The sequence below is a fragment of the Streptomyces sp. JN8 genome (genome assembly GCF_055808075.1).
The window spans coordinates 4,565,477-4,582,037 of the sequence record NZ_CM147852.1 but is presented as its reverse complement, the minus strand read 5'-3'; the positions used below and the strand labels follow the sequence as shown (position 1 = coordinate 4,582,037).

Genomic DNA, 16,561 nt, shown 5'->3' with positions numbered 1-16,561 from the left:
ACGAGAGGACGTGACCTGTCGTGAACCACCTCCCCGAACCCACCCGGGTCGTCCAGCTCCCGGACGGCACCTACACCTACGCCGACCAGCTCCCCACCCCGATCCAGCCCGCCGCCGCGGCCGTGCCGCAGGTGGTCCACCAGCACATCCACCAGGCGCCGCCCGACCACACCGTCCAGCGGGTCGCGCTCGGCTCCGGCATCGGCGCCGGCACCGTCGCCGCCGGGGTCTACTTCGGCCCCCTCCTCGTCGGCGCACTCACCGCGATCGCCGCCAACCTCGCCCTGCTCGCGTTCCTCGCCGCCGTCCTCGCCTGGGGCGTCGTGAACGTAGTGCGCTCGGTCGGCGGCGCGGACGGCAAGGCCGCCGCGAAGACCCTGGCCAAGACGCGTAAGCGCCGTCGCTGACGGCTGCCCGATCCGCCCGGCCTCCTCGCCGGGCGGTGAGGGGAGCCGGGACAGTCCCGGCCCCGGAGAGGGACCGCGTCATGGCCAGCAGCAGGAACGAGTACGACCCGAAGCACCCCCCGCTCACCAACGGTGAGAAGGCGAAGTTCGCCTGGTACATCGGCCGGATGGCCAAGCGGGGACTCGCGGGCGAGACCGTCTACCAGGGCGACCTGGAGAAGAAGGTCGACCGCCTCCTCGACGGCGCCCGCGCCCGCGCCGAGAAGAACGCCAAGAGGTAGTGGTGCCCCGGGGACGGCCGTCCCGGCCAAGGAAACCGTGCCGTCCCCGGGCCCATCCCTCCACCCTTTCGAGCGGCAGGAGTACCCCCAGCATGACCGAGAACGTGGTCCCCCTGTTCAAGGACCCGGTAACCGAAGAGCCCACCACCCCGGCCGTGCCGCTCACGGTGGCGCCGGAACCCTCCCCGCGTTCCCGCCCGGTGCGGGTGTTCGTCCGTACCCGCCGGGCCGTGGTCGGCGCGGTGAAGCACGAGAGGACCCGCACGGCGGCCCGCGTGAGCGTCCGGCACGGCGCCTACGTCATCGGCGGCACCCGGGTGACCGTCCGCCGCGCGTGGGACGGCCGGACCGGCGCCCGCTACGAGCGGCTGCTGCGTGCGGCGGAAGCCGCGGGGAACTACGAGGCGGCCGGCGAGTGGGAGGAACGCCTGCACCGCTTCCGCTCCGAGCGGCACAAGCGGCGCATGGACCTGCTCACCGCGCCGCAGCACGTCGCGAAGAGCGCCGCGATCGGCGCGGCCGGCGGCATAGGCGGACTGATCGCCATCGGTATCGCGCTCGCCATCGCCACCAAAGACGCGGCCGACGTCTTCACGCCGTTGATGGCCCTGATCGAGTTGATCAGGCTGCTGGTCGTCATCGTGCAACTGGTGTGGGGCCCGCTCATGGCCGTGGGGCCGTTCCTCGCGCTCGCCGGACTGTGGGCCGTCGGACGCCAGCGGGCCACCGCCCCGCAGTGGGCTCTTCCCGAGGGCAAGCGGGCCGACGACGCCGGAGCACCGATCACCCCGTCCATCGTGGTCACCGCCCTGCGGGACCTCGGTATCGCCCCGCTCAGGAACGCGATCAAGGAGATGGGGGACGCGGGTGCCGCGATGCTTGGACCGATCCGGATCGCCGGATGCGGCGTCGAGGTCGACGTCACCCTCCCCTCCGGTGTCACCACCGCCGAGGTCCAGAACCGGCGCAAGAAGCTCGCGGAGAACCTGGCCCGGCACGAGCACGAGGTGTTCATCACGATCCCCGAAGCGGCCCGCACGGTCCGCCTGTGGATCGCGGACTCCGGCGCGCTGGACGAGCCGATCGGTCCGTCCCCGCTGGTCACGGACACGACCATGACCGCCGACTACGCCAAGGGCCGCGCCCCCTGGGGCCAGGACCTGCGCGGCGACGGAGCCACGCTCAGCCCGTTCCAGCGGATGCTGCTGATCACCGGCCTGTCGAACCAGGGCAAGACCGCCGCGCTGCGCGCGCTCGCCCTGTGGGTCGCCCTCGATCGGCGGGTCGAGTTCCGGGTCGCGGACCTCAAAGGCGTGGGGGATTGGGGCATGTTCGATGGACTCGCCACCGTCCTGATCCAGGGCCCGACCGATGAGCACGTCATCGACGCGACCGAGATGGTCGAGGGTGGCGTGCGCGAGATGGAACGCCGCATCCAGGCCCCGCCCGGCACCGTCTTCCCGCCGCTGATCCTGATCGTGGACGAGGCGCAGGTCGCGTTCATGTGCCCCGCCGTCGGCGACGACAAGCGACCGTATGGCGGGTCGAAGGCCACGTCCCGGTACTTCATGGCCGCCCGCAAGATTCACAACCAGGGCCGCGCCGTCGACGTACTGCTGTGGCAGGGCACGCAGGACCCCACGGACCAGAACCTGCCCAAGCTGGTCCGCGAGGGCGCCCACACCCGCGTCTCCCTCGCCCTCGGCACCGAGTCCCAGTCCCGCATGGCCCTCGGGGACAAGGCCGTCGACGGCGGCGCCGCCCCACACCTGCTCCGCCAGGGACTCGACAAGGGCACCGTCGTCATCGCCTCCGACGGAATCAAGATCCCCGCCGGGCAGGCGTCCATCACTGTCCGCACCCACTACATCGACACCGATGCCGCCGCCGTCATCGCGCAGCGGGCCAAGGACCTGCGCGACGGGGTCACCACCCTGACCGCCGCCGCCCCGTCCGAGACCGCCGCCGACGCGCTCGCCGACATCGCCGCCGCCCTCGGCGCGGAGTCGAAGATGCTCACCCAGGAAGTCCTCCGCCGTCTCGCCGCGGCGAACCCGGGCGAGTACCGGGAGTGGACGTTCTCCGACCTCCGCCAGGTCCTCGAAGCGGCCGGCGCCCCGCCCCGCAAGTCCGACGGACGCATGGTCGTCGACGCCGGACGCGTCGCTCAGGCCCTCGCCGAACGCGCCGACGACACCCCGGAATCCGCCGCCCGATAGCAGGGAGGCGGCAGGGAGGCAGGGAGAACTCCCTGACCGCCTCCCTGACCCGCCTCCCTGGCTCTGATCAGCGCAAACACCCCTCCAGGGAGGCAGGGAGGCATCCCAGTTCAGGGCCCTGAAACCCCCTCCAGACGCCCCTTCCGGGCCGTCCCTGCCTCCCTCCCTGACCACCCCACACCCTCCGAACGGAGACCCCTGCCCGTGGCCATCACCGTCTCGCTCGTCGCCCTCTTCGGACTCGTCCTCTTCTTCCTCCTGCGCTCCCGCACCCTCGGCGCCGGCGCCGCGTTCATCGCCGCCGGATTCGGCTTCTTCCTCGCCTCCACCGGCGCCGCCAAGCCCATCAACACCCTGACCGCCTCGCTCATCGAGACCGTCCAGAACCTCTGACCCACCACAGCAACAAGGGCGGCCCCGTCGTCTCGCCAAAGAACCGGGGCCGCCCTCAATCCAGACCACTGACGATGAACTGGAGACACCCAGCATGACTCAACCGTCCCCCGTCCGGCGAGAGGGCAGTGACCCGCTGTCCATCGACCTGCCGGGCCTGAGCCTGCTCGCCCACGCGGTGAGCGCCGCCGAACGTGGCTGGCACGTCTTCCCCCTCCGCCCCAGCGACAAGCGGCCCGCCGGGCACGCCGAACGCTCCTGCCCCGGCACCGGCCGGTGTGCGGACGGGCACAAGACCCCCGAGCAGCGGGCCACCACCGACGTCGACCTCCTCGCCGCCGCGTGGACGCACGCCCCGTACAACATCGGCATCGCCACCGGCCCGTCCGGACTGCTCGTCGTCGACCTGGACACCCTCAAGCCGACAGACCAAGAGGGAACGCCTGACGGCGTAACCACCTTTGAGGCGCTCTGCGAGCGCGCCGGGCAGGCCGTCCCCCTCACGCACCGCGTGCGGACCGCGCGTGGCGGGCAGCACCTGTACTTCACCCAGCCCGACGGACACCGGCTCGGCAACACCGCTGGACGGCTCGGCAAGCACATCGACACCCGGGGGTGGGGCGGGTACGTCGTCGCCCCCGGCAGCCACACCGCCGACGGCTCGTATGGGGTCCTGGACAGCCGTCCTCCGGCGCCGTTGCCCGGGTGGATCCTGGAGGCGCTCACGGCCCGCCCCAAGCCCGTTCAGAGCGCCATGGCGCCTCCGGCGGCTCTGACGGTCCGTGCGTCCCGGTACGCGGCGGCAGCGCTGCGGGGCGAGGTCGACAACGTCGCTCGCGCCGCCGACGGCACCCGCAACGCCACGCTCCTGTCCGCCGCGCGGGCTCTGGGACGGCTGGTGGCGTCCGGCGACCTCACCCGAGAGGACGTCCAGGAGGCTCTTAGTAGGGCGGCGGCGGGCAACGCGACCCAGTCCCAGCGCTACTACGACGACGTCATCACCCGCGGTCTCGACTGGTCCATCGCCCACAACCCCGCCGGCGGCCGGAGCGCGGCATGACTCGCCCCCGCCCCGCCCCCTCTAAGAGCCACCTGACCACCCACCTGCCCGCGGCCGCCGCACGGCCGACAGCGGGATGCCTGGTGGGCGCCCGAGTGGTCGTCGCCGAAGGCGTCCCTTCTGGCTCTGACCCGCACTGCGCCGCCCGTCTCCGCCCGCTCCTGACCGAAGGGGAAGCCGCATGACCCAGCAGCCCATCGACGGCGCCGCCCTGCTCGCCGAAGTCGAGACCTTCCACCGCCGGTTCAACGTCTTCCCCCGCGAGGCGGGATACGTGGCCGTGGCTCTGTGGGACGCCCACGCCCACCTGATCGACGCGTTCGACTCCACGCCCCGGATCGCGTTCCTCTCCCCGGAGCCCGGCTCCGGCAAGTCCCGCGCGCTGGAGGTCATCGAGACCCTGGTGCCCAACAGCATGGCCGCCGTCGATGCCTCCCCCTCCGCCCTCTTCCGGGCGGTGTCCGGGGTCGACGGTGAGCGGCCCACGATCATCTTCGACGAGATCGACACCGTGTTCGGCCCCAAAGCCGGAGACAACGAGCAGCTCCGCGGCTTCCTCAACGCCGGACACCGCCGAGGACGGCTGATGTACCGATGTGTGGGGGACGGGTCCAATCAGACCGTGGTCGGCTTCCCCTCGTACTGTGCGGTCGCCGTCGCCGGACTCGGCTCGCTGCCGGACACGATCATGACCCGCTCCGTCATCATCCGGATGCGCCGACGGGCCAGGAACGAGAAGGTCGAGCCCTACCGGATCGGCGACCACGAGAAGCAGGGCCACGCCATCCGCGACCGCCTCGCCAAGTGGGCCGACCAGGTCCGCGACCGCGTCGGCGGCGCCCGCCCGGTCATGCCCGACGGAGTCACCGACCGGCCCGCCGACGTGTGGGAACCCCTCCTCGCCGTCGCAGACGCGGCCGGGGGCGACTGGCCCGAGCGCGCCCGCGCCGCGTGCGCCGAACTGGTCAAGGCCTCCCAGACCGACGACAAAGGCTCGCTCGGGATCCGGCTGCTCACCGACCTGCGCGACCACGTCCTCATCGGCGTGGACAAACTCCCCACCGTCGCCATCCTCGACCGGCTCAACGCCCTGGAAGATGCCCCCTGGGCCGACCTCCACGGCAAGCCGCTCGACAACCGGCGCCTGTCCAAGATGCTCGGCGAGTACATGACCAGCGACAACACCCGCATCGTCTCCCGCAACATCCGCACCGCCGGCGGCATCCTCAAAGGCTTCCACGCCGAGGACATGGTCGACGCCTGGACCCGCTACTGCCCGCCGCCCCAGGACACCGCTACAGCCGCTACGCCGCTACAGCCCAGCTCAGACCCCCTCTTCCCGTAGCGGCAACCACACGTGTAGCGGCTACACCGCCACACCCGCAGCGAACCACCCCGGGCCGCCGCGAACGGGCCGTAGCCGCTACACCCAACCTTCCCGCTACACAAAACCCGCCGCTGACCTGCGATGTAGCGGCGTAGCGGATGTAGCGGACTTCCCAGAAGGGGGCCAAGAGCCCCGGCACCCACGCAGGAGGCATGCGCAGTGACCACCGCCGTGAAGCCCACCACCGCCCGCGCTCTGTTCACCGTCGAAGCGGCCGCCGAGTACCTGTCCTTCGGACGCTCGACCGTCTACGAACTGATGGCCGCCGGGGATCTGCCGTACGTGAAGGTGGGCCGCTCCCGCCGCATTCGGCTCGTCGAACTGGACGCCTTCGTGGCCCAGTTGCAGCCCCAGACCAACTGACCTACGACACCCCCAGAGGCGCCCCCGGAGTCCACCGGGGGCGCCTCCCCGTGGAAGGAAGCAATGAGTCCCCGAAAGCTGAACATGGAGTCGTCCGTCTACTTCGGGGCGGATGGCTGGTGGCACGGACGGGTCACCATGGGCGTGAAGTCCGACGGCAGCCCCGACCGTCGTCACCGCCGGGCCAAGACCGAGGCGGAGGTCAAGCGCAAGGTCAAGGAACTGGAGAAGCTGCGCGACGAGCAACGGGCGCCCAAGGCGGGTCGCGCCCCCACCGTCGCCCAGTGGATGGACACCTACCTGACGACGATCGCGAGTCTGAAGCTCAAGCCCCGTTCCCTGGACGACTATTGGTCCAAGACGCGCAACGACATCGTTCCGGGCATCGGACAACACCGGCTGAACAAGCTGGAGCCGGAGCACCTGGAGACGATGTACGCCGTCATGCTCCGCGAGGGCCACGCACCCTCTCACGTGCTGAAAGTCCACCGCATCCTGTCGCGGGCGCTCAAGATTGCCCACCGCCGCCGGATGATCGTGGAGAACGTCGCCACCCTGGTGGACCCGCCGACCGTGGACGAGACCGAGGCGAACCCGTTCACTCAAGAGGAGGCTCGGATCTTCCTGGAGGCGGCGGCCAAGCGGCCGACGTTCGTGCGCTGGCTGGTCGGTGTCGGCATGGGGTTCCGTCAGGGCGAGACACTCGGGATGCGGTGGAAGTACGTGGACCTGGAGGCAGGACTTTTCCACCCCCGCTGGCAGCTCCAGCGGCTCACTTGGCGTCACGGCTGCACCGACGCGCACCACTGTGGTGAACGGCTGCACCGGTTCGAGCCCTGCCCGCCGGCCTGCACCACCCATAAGGGGTACAAGCGGGGATGCCCGAAGCCGTGCGAGAAGACGTGCACCAAGCACGCGAGCGTCTGCCCCATGCGGAAGGGCGGAGGTCTGGCCTTTACCCGCCCCAAGACGAAGAAGAGCAAAGAGCCCGTCCCGATCCCCCCGCCGTTCGTCCAGCCCCTGCGGGACCTGCGTGCCCTTCAAGAGCAGGAGCGGGCCGCGGCGGGTGAACTCTGGGAGGAGCACGACGTTCTTTTCGCCCGCCCCGACGGACGGCCGCTTGACCCCCGCCAGGACTGGGAGGAGTTCAAAGAGCTACTCGTCGAGTGCGGCATCGACGACCGGCGCCTGTACGACGGGAGCCGCCACACGGCCGGCACGATCCTGAACGAACTCGGCGTCCCACTCGTGACCATCATGGAGATCCTGCGGCACACACAGGTGACCCAGACCCGGCGGTACGTGAAGGGCCGGTCCGAGCAGTCCATGGACGCGATGCGGCGGATGGGAGAGGCGTTCCTCCCTCAGGTTCAGCCCCGGCCCGAGACGCCTGCTGAGGCCCCTACTGAGACCGGAAGTGAGACCAGCGCCACGCGGGCCGCGCGCTCTCGGCTCCGACGCCGCATCCGCTGAACCAGAAAGCCCAGGTCAGACATTGTCTGACCTGGGCTTGATCTGAGCCGCCTTCGGGATTCGAACCCGAGACCTACGCATTACGAGTGCGTTGCTCTGGCCAACTGAGCTAAGGCGGCACGCCGTCCGGACCCATGGTGGGTGCAGCAGCGACGCCAAGTCTACACAGTTTCCAAGAGTGCTCCGACCACCCCCCGAGAGGGCCTATGAGCAGCGCTTTCCCTCGGCCGGAGGCGTTCCTTCGAGGAGGTAGGTGTTGATCGCCGTGTCGATGCAGTCGCTGCCCCGGCCGTACGCGGTGTGGCCGTCGCCCTCGTAGGTGAGGAGGGTGCCGGAGGAGAGCTGGCCGGCCAGGGACCGGGCCCACTTGTACGGGGTCGCCGGGTCGCGGGTGGTGCCGACCACGAGGATGGGCGCCGCGCCCTCGGCGGTGATGCGGTGGGGGCCGCCGGTGGGCGGGGTGGGCCAGGAGGTGCAGTTCAGGGCCGCCCAGGCCAGGCCCCGGCCGAAGATCGGGGAGGCCTTCTCGAAGGAGGGGACGGCCTTCGCTACGTCGGCGGGGCCGCGGTAGGCCGCCGGCAGGTCGAGGCAGTTCACGGCCGCGTTGGCGAACATCAGGTTGGCGTACGTGCCGTCCGCCTCCCGCTCGTAGTAGCTGTCGGCCAGGGCGAGCAGCCCGGACCCCTCGCCGTCGATCGCCCGGGCGAGGGCCTCCCGCAGCTGCGGCCAGGCGCCCTCGTCGTACATCGCCGCGATCACGCCGGTGGTGGCGAGGGACTCGCCGAGCCGGCGGCTCTCGCCGGTGGGCACGGGCCGGGCGTCCACGTCCCGGAAGAACTTCCGCAGCGCCTCGCCGGCCGCCTCCACCGACCCGGTCCCCAGCGGGCAGTCCGGCTGGGCCACGCAGTCCGCGGCGAACGCCCGGAAGGCGGTCTCGAAGCCGGCCGTCTGGTCGCGGTTGAGGTCGATCGCCGGCAGCGACGGATCCATCGCCCCGTCGAGGACGAGGCGGCCGACCCGGTCCGGGAACAGCTCGGCGTACGTGGCCCCCAGGAAGGTGCCGTACGACGCCCCGACGTAGGTGAGCTTCTCGTCGCCGAGGACCGCCCGCAGGACGTCCATGTCGCGGGCCGTCTCGACGGTGGAGACGTGCGGCAGGATCGCCCGCGACTTCTTCGCGCAGCCCGCGGAGAAGTCCTTGAACGCGGCGCTCAGCGCGTTCACCTCGGCGGGGTCGTCGGGGGTCTGGTCGACCTGCGTGAACGTGTCCATCTGGGGCCCCGTCAGGCACTCCACGGGCTCGCTGCGCGCCACGCCGCGCGGGTCGACGGCCACCATGTCGTAGCGGGCGCGGACGGGGGCGGGATAGCCGACGCCCGCGTACCCCTGCAGGTAGCCGACGGCGGAGCCGCCGGGGCCGCCCGGGTTGACCAGGAGGGAGCCGAGCCGCTTGCCGGGGCCGGTCGCCCTGACCCGGGAGACCGCCAGGTCGATCTGCTCGCCGTCCGGCTTCGCGTAGTCGAGCGGGGCGCGCAGGGTCGCGCACTGGAAGCCCGTGACACCGCAGTCGCGCCATGTCGGCTTCTGCCCGTAGAACTTCTTCAGCGCCTCGGGCGAGGAGGAGGGCGAGGCCTGCCGGACCGCCGCCGTGGTGCGGGACGCCGCCGCGTCGCTTCCGCCCGAACAGCCGGAGAGGATCAGTCCGGCGGCCGCGAGGGCCGTGGCGGACGTACGGAGCAAGCGCCTGGAGTCCATTCCCGGAGCGTATCCGGAGCGGTACGCACCGTGTCCAATCGGCGGTCCCGACGGCTCCCCCGCACGTGTGCGCGGGGTCCGTGGAGGCAGGTGTCAGCCCCGCAGGGCCATCGTCATCGCCTCGACCGCGAGCAGCGGGGCCACGTTCCGGTCGAGGGCCTCGCGGCAGGACAGGACCGCCTCGATGCGGCGCAGGGTGCGCTCCGGGGTGGTGTCCCGGGCGATGCGCTCGATCGCGTCCTGGACGTCCGCGTTGGCCAGGGCGGTGCGGGAGCGCAGCTGGAGGGCGAGGACGTCGCGGTAGAAACCGGTCAGGTCGGTGAGCGCGAGGTCCAGGCTGTCGCGCTGCGTACGCGTCCTGCGCCGCTTCTGCCGCTCCTCCAGCTCCTTCATGGCCCCGGCGGTGCCGCGCGGCATCCGTCCGCCCTGCGCGGCGCCGAGCGCCGCTTTCAGCTCCTCGGTCTCCTTGACGTCGACCTCCTCGGCGACCTGCTTCGCGTCCTCGGCCGCCGCGTCCACCAGCTCCTGGGCCGCCTTGAGGCAGCCGCCGACGTCCTCGACGCGCAGCGGCAGCTTGAGGACGACGGACCGGCGCGCGCGGGCCCGCTCGTCGGTGGCGAGCCGCCGGGCCCGGTCGATGTGGCCCTGGGTGGCGCGGGCCGCGGCGTACGCCGTCTCCGGCTCGATGCCGTCCCGCCGGACGAGCATGTCGGCCACGGACTCCACGGGCGGGGTGCGCAGGGTCAGGTGCCGGCAGCGGGAGCGGATCGTGGGCAGCACGTCCTCCAGGGAGGGCGCGCAGAGCAGCCAGACCGTCCGGGGCGCGGGCTCCTCGACGGCCTTCAGGAGGACGTTTCCCGCGCCCTCGGTGAGCCGGTCGGCGTCCTCCAGGACGATGACCTGCCAGCGGCCGCCCGCCGGGGAGAGCTGGGCGCGCCGGACCAGGTCGCGGGTCTCCTTCACACCGATGGAGAGGAGGTCCGTACGGACGATCTCGACGTCCGCGTGCGTGCCGACAAGGGTCGTGTGGCAGCCGTCGCAGAAGCCGCAGCCCGGCGCGCCGCCCAGGGCGCGGTCGGGGCTCACGCACTGGAGCGCGGCGGCGAACGCCCGCGCCGCCGTCGCCCGGCCCGATCCGGGCGGACCGGTGAAGAGCCAGGCGTGCGTCATCTTCGAGGCCTCGGGGGCGGGCTCTCCGGCGGCATGGGCGGTCACGAACGCGTCGGCGTCCCGCGCGGCCGCGGCGAGCTGCTCCTCGACCTTCGCCTGTCCGACCAGGTCGTCCCATACGGCCATGTCTGCCCCTCCTCAGGTACGCCCTCCATTGTGGGGCAGTCCTCTGACAACCCTCGCCGGGCGGAGCGGGCCCGGGCCGGCGTCAGGCCTCCGTGCCGCGGCGGGTGAGCCACAGGCCGGCGGCGGAGCCGAGCAGGACCGTGCCCGTGGCGACGCTCGCCGCGACGTGGGCGCCGCCGGTCAGGTCGGCGACGGTGTTGACGTAGAGGTTGGCGAGGACGCTCGCCGTGAGCAGCAGCCAGAAGAGGACGCGCATCGGAGTCTCCGGGGGTCGAGGGGGCGGGGCGGGCCGGGTGGCCCCTCCTGTCTCCGATCCTGGTCGCCCCCGCGTCCCCGCACAGCGGTGCCCGCTCCCGGAGCGGGGGTGGAGCCTGCTCCACCGCGTCCCCCGGGCCCTCCGCATAACCTGGCGGGCATGCGCGACGTGATCAGGGAATCCGGCCGGGCGTCGCTCCACCTGCTGGGCGGGGCCGCGCTCGCGATCCTCTGCTACCTGATGGTGGGCGTCGCCCTGTTCACGGCCTTCCTCACCCTCACGGTCATCGGCGCCGGCGTGCTCCCCGAGAGCGTGCTGCTGCTGCGGCGCCTGGCGGGTCAGGAGCGGCGGCGGACCGCCGCCCGGTCCGGGACACCGGTCCCGGAGGCGTACCTGCCGCTCGACGGCGCCCTTCCCGCGCGCGTGCGGACGGCCGTCGGCGACCCCGGCACGCGGCAGGACCTGGTCTGGGCGGCCGCGCAGCTGGTCTACGGCCTGGTCCTCTGGTTCGCCTCGCTGGTGCTGTGGGCGCCCGCGCTGCTCGTCGACGGGGTGGTCACCGGGCTCGCGGGGCGGCGGCCGGTGCTCCTGCCGCTGATCGGGCGGCTCGCCGACCTGGACGCCGCGTGGTCGCGCGCGCTGCTCACCCCGACGCCCGCGGCCGCGCGGGCCGCCGGGCTCGCCGCCCGCGTCGAGGAGCTCACGGCCACCCGGGCGGGCGCGATCGCCGCGCACGGCGCGGAGCTGCGCCGGATCGAGCGCGATCTGCACGACGGCACGCAGGCCCGTCTCGTGGCGCTCTCCATGCGGATCGGGCTGGCGAAGCGGGTGTACGACACCGATCCCGCGGCCGGGCGGAAGCTCCTCGACGACGCGCAGGCGCAGGCCGAGGAGGCGCTGGCCGAGCTGCGGCACGTGGTGCGGGGCATCCATCCGCCGATCCTCACCGACCGGGGCCTGACCGGGGCGGTGCGCGCCCTCGCCGCGAGCAGCGGCCTGGACGTGGAGGTGTCCGTGACGGGCCTGGCCGACCACGCCCCCGGCGACCGCGCGGGCCGCCCCGAGGACGCGCCCCCCGGTGCCCGCGCCCCCGCCGCGGTCGAGGCCGCCGCCTACTTCGTGGTGGCCGAGGCCCTCACCAACGCCGCGCGGCACAGCGGCGCCACGCGCGCCTCCGTCGCGCTCTCCCGCGAACCGGCCGCTCTCCGCGCGCGCGTGGCGGACGAGGGCCGCGGCGGCGCCGAGGCGGGCGAGGGCGGTGGATCCGGACTCCTCGGCATGCGGCGCCGGGTCGCCGCGCTGGACGGCACCGTACGACTGACCAGCCCCGCAGGGGGCCCGACCGTGATCGAAGTGGAGCTTCCGTGCGTGTGGTGATCGCCGAGGACAACGCCCTCCTGCGGGAGGGCCTCGTGCTGCTGCTGACCTCGTCCGGCCACGAGGTGGCCGGGGTCGCGGCCACGGGTCCGGAGGTCCTGCCGCTGCTCCTTGAGCACCGGCCGGACGTGGCCGTCCTCGACGTCCGCATGCCGCCCGGCTTCCGCGACGAGGGGCTGCGGGCGGCGCTCGCGGCCCGCGAGCGGCTGCCCGGCCTGCCGGTGCTCGTCCTCTCCCAGTACGTGGAGGAGACGTACGCCGCCGAGCTCCTGGGCGGCGGCGCGCGCGGGGTCGGCTACCTCCTGAAGGACCGGGTGGGCCGGGTGGACGAGTTCCTGGACGCCCTGGAACGGGTCGCGGCCGGCGGTACGGCCCTGGACCCCGAGGTCGTCACCGAGCTGCTCGCCCGCCGCCGAGACGATCCGCTGGACTCCCTGACGCCCCGGGAGCGCGAGGTGCTGGAACTGATGGCGCAGGGGCACGACAACGGCACGATCGCCCGCTCGATGGTGGTCACCGAACGGGCCGTGCACAAGCACATCGGCAACGTCTTCCTGAAGCTCGGCCTGCCGCCGACCGACAGCGGCGGCCACCGCCGGGTCCTCGCCGTCCTCGCCTACCTGAACGCCTGAGCCGGGCGGCGGTCGTACGGTCCGACTCCCGGCACACGGAGCCGATGCCGGGCGTACGGAGCCGATCCCGGGCGTACGGAGCGGGCGGCGGTCGTGTCGTACGGAGCCGGTGGCGGTCGTGTCGTACGGAGCGGACCCCGGGCGTACGGGACAAGCCGGCCCCGGGCCGCCCCGGTCACCCGGGCCCGAGCATCCGGGCCTGAACATCCGGGTCGGGACATCCGGGGTCGGGACATCCCGGCCGGAGCATCCGGGCCGGGACCTCCGGGCCGCCCCGCGCCCGGACACTCAGGCCCCGGCCCCCCGCCCCGCTCTCACGCGCCGAGCCGCCTGGCCGACGCCGGCAGGAACACCCCCGCGAGGACCGTGACCACGACCGTGCCGGCGATCAGGGCCGCCTGCCCCGGCGGCAGGTAGGGCGGTCCGCCCGTGAGCGCCCAGGCGAAGGCGGTCAGCGGCAGGGCGGCCACCGCGAGGCCGACGAGCAGGCCGGTGGCGGTCAGGAGGCCCGCCTCCAGCCCGAGCATCCGGCGCAGTTGGCCGGCCGACGCGCCGACCTGGCCGAGGAGGTGGAGTTCGCCGCGCCGCCCGGCGCCGATCAGGGTGAGGGTGCTGAGGACGGAGAGCAGGGTCAGGCCGCCGATCGCGGAGACGATCACGGCCGAGACGATGCCGTTGAGTTCGGCGCCCGGCGGGCTGATCCGCTCGGGCGCCACCGAGGCGTCCGCGGCCCGCTTCCCCGTGGACGCCAGGACGCGCGCGGGGTACGGATCGCCGACGTGCGGGGCGAGTTCGGCCTTCGGGAGCAGGAACTCGCCCAGGGCGAGCGAGCGTTCGTACACCGCCACCACCCGCAGCCGCTTCGGCGTGCCGTCGCCGAGCCGCAGGTCGACCGTCGAACCGGGGCGTACGTCCAGCGAGTCGGCCATGTCGGCGCCGACCGCGACCGTGCCGGTGCGGGCGAGTCCCGCCAGGTCGCCCGCGACGACCCCGGGGTCGAGCGTGCCGGCGAGGCCGGCCGCGTCCACGCCGAGCACCGGCAGCCGGTCGAGGCGCGGGTCTCCGGCCTGGGTGCGGGCCAGGACGACCGTGGAGCGCAGGACGTCCGTGGCCGATACGATCCCCGGCCGCAGCCGCACCCGCTCGGCCGTCGTGCCGGAGAACGCCAGGTCGGCGGTGGTGGCGGACCGGGCCTGCTCCTCGGCGGCGCGCCCCGTCGTCGTACCCGCCGAGAGCTGCACGAGCGCGAAGGCGGTGACGAGGACGACCGGCACGAGCGCCGCTCCGAGACGGCGCGAGTGGGCGCGCGCACCGGCGGCGGTGAGCCGCCCGGCCGCGCCGCCGAGCCGCCGGAACGGCAGGTCCAGGACCTTCGCCGCCGCTTCCGCGATCCACGGCCCGAGCACCGCGCACCCGGCGACCAGGGTGACCGTGGCCGCTCCGGCCGCGGCCCCCGCCGCGTCCCCGCCCTGGGTGGTGGCGGTGGCCGCCGATCCCGCGCCCAGGACGAGCAGCGCGATGCCGACGGCCTTGCGCACACCGCCACGGCCCGGCTTCCCGGGCTGCCGGGCGGCGAGGAGGACCACGAGCCGGGCGATGCCCGCGACCATGCCGGCGGTCACGAGCACACCGGCGAACAGCCAGGGCGGGGAGGGGAGTTCGAGCCCTTCGGGGACGACGCCGGTGCGCTCTCGCAGCGCCGACCACAGGACGGTGAAGGCGGGGACGGCCAGGGCGGCGCCGCACAGGGCCGCGAGGCCCGCCACCCGGGTCACCTCGCGGCCGGCCGCGGCCCGCACCTGACGGGCCGTGGCACCGACGGTGATCAGCAACTCCCTTTCTCCGGTGCGCTGCTGGAGCGCCTGGGCGATCAGCGAGGCCAGGACGAGGACGGCGACCAGCACGACGGTCCCGGAGACGGCCGCGAGCAGCTGGAGGAGCTCCGTGCGCGCGGGCGCCGCGGCGAGGTGCTCGGCCCCGCCCCGGCCGTCGCCGGTGAGCGCCCGGAGCGGCTGCCCCGAGGCGGTGTCCCGGAACCCCGCCCCGTCCAGGGCCGCCCGCACGCGCGCGTGGAGCACGTCGGCGGGGACACCGGGGTCGGCGAGCACGCCGACGGCGTCGACGGAGCCCGGCCGGCCGGTGAGCCGCCGCGCCTCGGCGGCCGTGACGTACAGCGCGGCGGGACCGTCGGCGAGGCCGACGACCTTCCGTCCGGCGACGGTGTCCCCGACGCGCGCGCCCGTGCCGGAGCCCAGGACGGCCTCCCCGGCGGCGCGCGGCTCCCGGCCGTCGGTCAGCCGGTACGGGGCGAGCCGGGCGGCTTCCCAGGACCGGCCGGTGTGGAGCGGTCCCGCGTCGCGTACGGCGAAGGTGCGGTCGGGCACGACGGCCCGGACGCCGGGGACCGCGCGCAGCACGTCGGCGGTCGCGGCGGGGATCCGGACCCGCTCGGTCAGGCCCGCCGTGGTCGTCGTCGTCTCGCTCCCCCACGGCTTCGTCGTCCACCGGACCTCCTGGTCGCCGGCGACGACGACGGCCGCGGCGGCGTACCGCTCCACGCGCGCGTGGCCGAGTGCCGCCGAGCCGGCGGCGAGGGCCAGGGCGCCGAGCAGCGCGGAGGTGACGGCGACGGCGGCGAACACGGCCGCCCATGCCTTCCGGTGCGTCCGCAGGGAACGGGCGGCGAGCAGCCGGACGGCGGGATCCCCGGACGTCCTCATCGGCCCGCCCCCGCCGGGCGGCGGACCGGGAGGCCCTCGGGCGAGCCGGAGGGACGCATCCCCGCCGCCCCACCCGCACGGTCTGCACCCACCGCCCGGCCCGGGGCGAACGCGCCCGTCGGCCGGCCCGGGTCGTGCACACCCACCGCCCGGCCCGCGTCGTACGCGCCGGCCCGCAGCCCGCCCGGGGCGCCCGCGCCCAGCATCTCCCGCACGCCCGCCTCGTCCGGCCGGTCCAGGCGACCGGTGAGCCGGCCGCGGTCGAGGAAGACGGCCTCGTCCGTCCACGCGGCCGCCACCGGGTCATGGGTGACGAGGACGACCGTGGTCCCCCGTTCGTCGACGGCGCGCCGCAGCAGGGCGAGGACACCGGCCGCGGTGACCGGGTCGAGGGCGGCGGTCGGTTCGTCGGCGAAGACGACCTCGGGGTCGTTGACCAGGGCGCGGGCGACGGCCACCCGCTGGCGCTGGCCTCCGGACAGGTGCTCGGGCCGGTCGCCGGCCCGGTCCGCGAGTCCGACGGCCGCGAGTCCCGCGAGGGCGCGGGCGTCGAGGTCCCGTCCCGGGCGGGCTCCGGCGAGGAGCAGCGGCAGGGTGACGTTCTCCCGCACGTCGAGGGCGGAGACGAGGTTCAGCGACTGGAAGACGAAGCCGACGCGGTCCCGGCGGAACCGGGTGAGGCCGGCGGCCTTGAGCGTGGCGAGGTCGGTGCCCCCGATCCGTACCGTTCCGGCCGTCGGCCGTTCGAGTCCCGCGGCGCACTTCAGGAGGGTGGACTTGCCGGAGCCCGAGGGGCCCATCACCGCCGTGAACCGGCCGCGCGGCACGGACAGGCTCACCCCGTCGAGTGCGGGCGCCCCGCGCCCGTAGGTCCGGCCCACCCCGTCGAGGGAGAGGGCCGCGTCCGGGGTGCGCGGGGTGGCACCGCTCTCCGCCATCGCA

The 16,561-nt window shown here is 74.0% G+C and carries 14 protein-coding genes, 1 tRNA gene and 1 pseudogene; 10 read left to right on the top strand and 6 right to left on the bottom strand.

Annotated elements, in window-relative coordinates:
- The first annotated feature begins 20 nt into the window (after nt 1-20).
- From ACY0MR_RS20240 to ACY0MR_RS20205, 8 genes are all read left to right on the top strand, one after another.
- A complete protein-coding gene (locus ACY0MR_RS20240; RefSeq protein ID WP_473554531.1) occupies nt 21-407 on the top strand; it encodes a DUF6251 family protein in 387 nt (128 codons plus the stop codon).
- Between the two features lie 80 nt (nt 408-487).
- Nucleotides 488-688 (top strand): DUF6257 family protein, encoded by a 201-nt coding sequence (locus tag ACY0MR_RS20235; protein ID WP_473554528.1) that lies wholly within the window; start codon nt 488-490, stop codon nt 686-688.
- Nucleotides 689-780: 92 nt separating this feature from the next.
- The gene (locus ACY0MR_RS20230; RefSeq protein WP_473554526.1) at nt 781-2,907 is read left to right on the top strand and encodes an ATP-binding protein; all 2,127 of its coding nucleotides are present in this window, start codon (nt 781-783) and stop codon (nt 2,905-2,907) included.
- Nucleotides 2,908-3,111: 204 nt separating this feature from the next.
- Nucleotides 3,112-3,300: a hypothetical protein gene (locus ACY0MR_RS20225; RefSeq protein WP_473554524.1), complete on the top strand. Its 189-nt coding sequence runs from the start codon at nt 3,112-3,114 to the stop codon at nt 3,298-3,300.
- Between the two features lie 94 nt (nt 3,301-3,394).
- The gene (locus ACY0MR_RS20220) at nt 3,395-4,360 is read left to right on the top strand and encodes a bifunctional DNA primase/polymerase (protein WP_473554522.1); all 966 of its coding nucleotides are present in this window, start codon (nt 3,395-3,397) and stop codon (nt 4,358-4,360) included.
- A 181-nt stretch (nt 4,361-4,541) separates the two neighbouring features.
- Nucleotides 4,542-5,705: a DUF3631 domain-containing protein gene (locus ACY0MR_RS20215; protein ID WP_473554519.1), complete on the top strand. Its 1,164-nt coding sequence runs from the start codon at nt 4,542-4,544 to the stop codon at nt 5,703-5,705.
- A 201-nt stretch (nt 5,706-5,906) separates the two neighbouring features.
- Nucleotides 5,907-6,110 carry a helix-turn-helix domain-containing protein gene (locus ACY0MR_RS20210; RefSeq protein ID WP_383519542.1) on the top strand — a complete coding sequence of 68 codons (204 nt, stop codon included), beginning with the start codon at nt 5,907-5,909 and terminating at the stop codon, nt 6,108-6,110.
- A 63-nt stretch (nt 6,111-6,173) separates the two neighbouring features.
- Nucleotides 6,174-7,583 carry a tyrosine-type recombinase/integrase gene (locus ACY0MR_RS20205; protein WP_473554517.1) on the top strand — a complete coding sequence of 470 codons (1,410 nt, stop codon included), beginning with the start codon at nt 6,174-6,176 and terminating at the stop codon, nt 7,581-7,583.
- 45 nt (nt 7,584-7,628) lie between these two features.
- Here the strand turns inward: ACY0MR_RS20205 and ACY0MR_RS20200 are convergent.
- The 4 genes from ACY0MR_RS20200 to ACY0MR_RS20185 all read right to left on the bottom strand — a co-directional run bounded on the left by ACY0MR_RS20200 (nt 7,629) and on the right by ACY0MR_RS20185 (nt 10,890).
- Nucleotides 7,629-7,702, bottom strand: a tRNA-Thr gene (locus tag ACY0MR_RS20200).
- Between the two features lie 85 nt (nt 7,703-7,787).
- Entirely contained in the window at nt 7,788-9,338 is a 1,551-nt protein-coding gene (locus tag ACY0MR_RS20195; RefSeq protein ID WP_388801496.1) for an alpha/beta hydrolase, read from the bottom strand.
- Nucleotides 9,339-9,431: 93 nt separating this feature from the next.
- Nucleotides 9,432-10,634 (bottom strand): DNA polymerase III subunit delta', encoded by a 1,203-nt coding sequence (locus tag ACY0MR_RS20190; protein ID WP_392206937.1) that lies wholly within the window; start codon nt 10,632-10,634, stop codon nt 9,432-9,434.
- An 82-nt stretch (nt 10,635-10,716) separates the two neighbouring features.
- Entirely contained in the window at nt 10,717-10,890 is a 174-nt protein-coding gene (locus tag ACY0MR_RS20185) for a hypothetical protein (protein WP_388801502.1), read from the bottom strand.
- Nucleotides 10,891-11,049: 159 nt separating this feature from the next.
- On the opposite strand from ACY0MR_RS20185, the gene ACY0MR_RS20180 reads away from it, so the two are divergent.
- Nucleotides 11,050-12,267 carry a sensor histidine kinase gene (locus ACY0MR_RS20180; protein WP_404085929.1) on the top strand — a complete coding sequence of 406 codons (1,218 nt, stop codon included), beginning with the start codon at nt 11,050-11,052 and terminating at the stop codon, nt 12,265-12,267.
- A complete protein-coding gene (locus ACY0MR_RS20175) occupies nt 12,255-12,899 on the top strand; it encodes a response regulator transcription factor (RefSeq protein WP_361847817.1) in 645 nt (214 codons plus the stop codon). The genes ACY0MR_RS20180 and ACY0MR_RS20175 overlap by 13 nt, the downstream gene beginning before the upstream one ends.
- A gap of 314 nt (nt 12,900-13,213) precedes the next feature.
- Here ACY0MR_RS20175 and ACY0MR_RS20170 read toward each other — a convergent pair whose 3' ends face one another.
- Together ACY0MR_RS20170 and ACY0MR_RS20165 are read right to left on the bottom strand one after the other, a co-directional pair.
- Nucleotides 13,214-15,619, bottom strand: a complete 2,406-nt coding sequence (locus ACY0MR_RS20170) for an FtsX-like permease family protein (RefSeq protein WP_473554513.1) — start codon at nt 15,617-15,619, stop codon at nt 13,214-13,216.
- Nucleotides 15,620-15,819: 200 nt separating this feature from the next.
- A pseudogene (locus ACY0MR_RS20165) lies at nt 15,820-16,557 on the bottom strand (ABC transporter ATP-binding protein); the annotation flags it as partial.
- Nucleotides 16,558-16,561 lie beyond the last annotated feature (4 nt).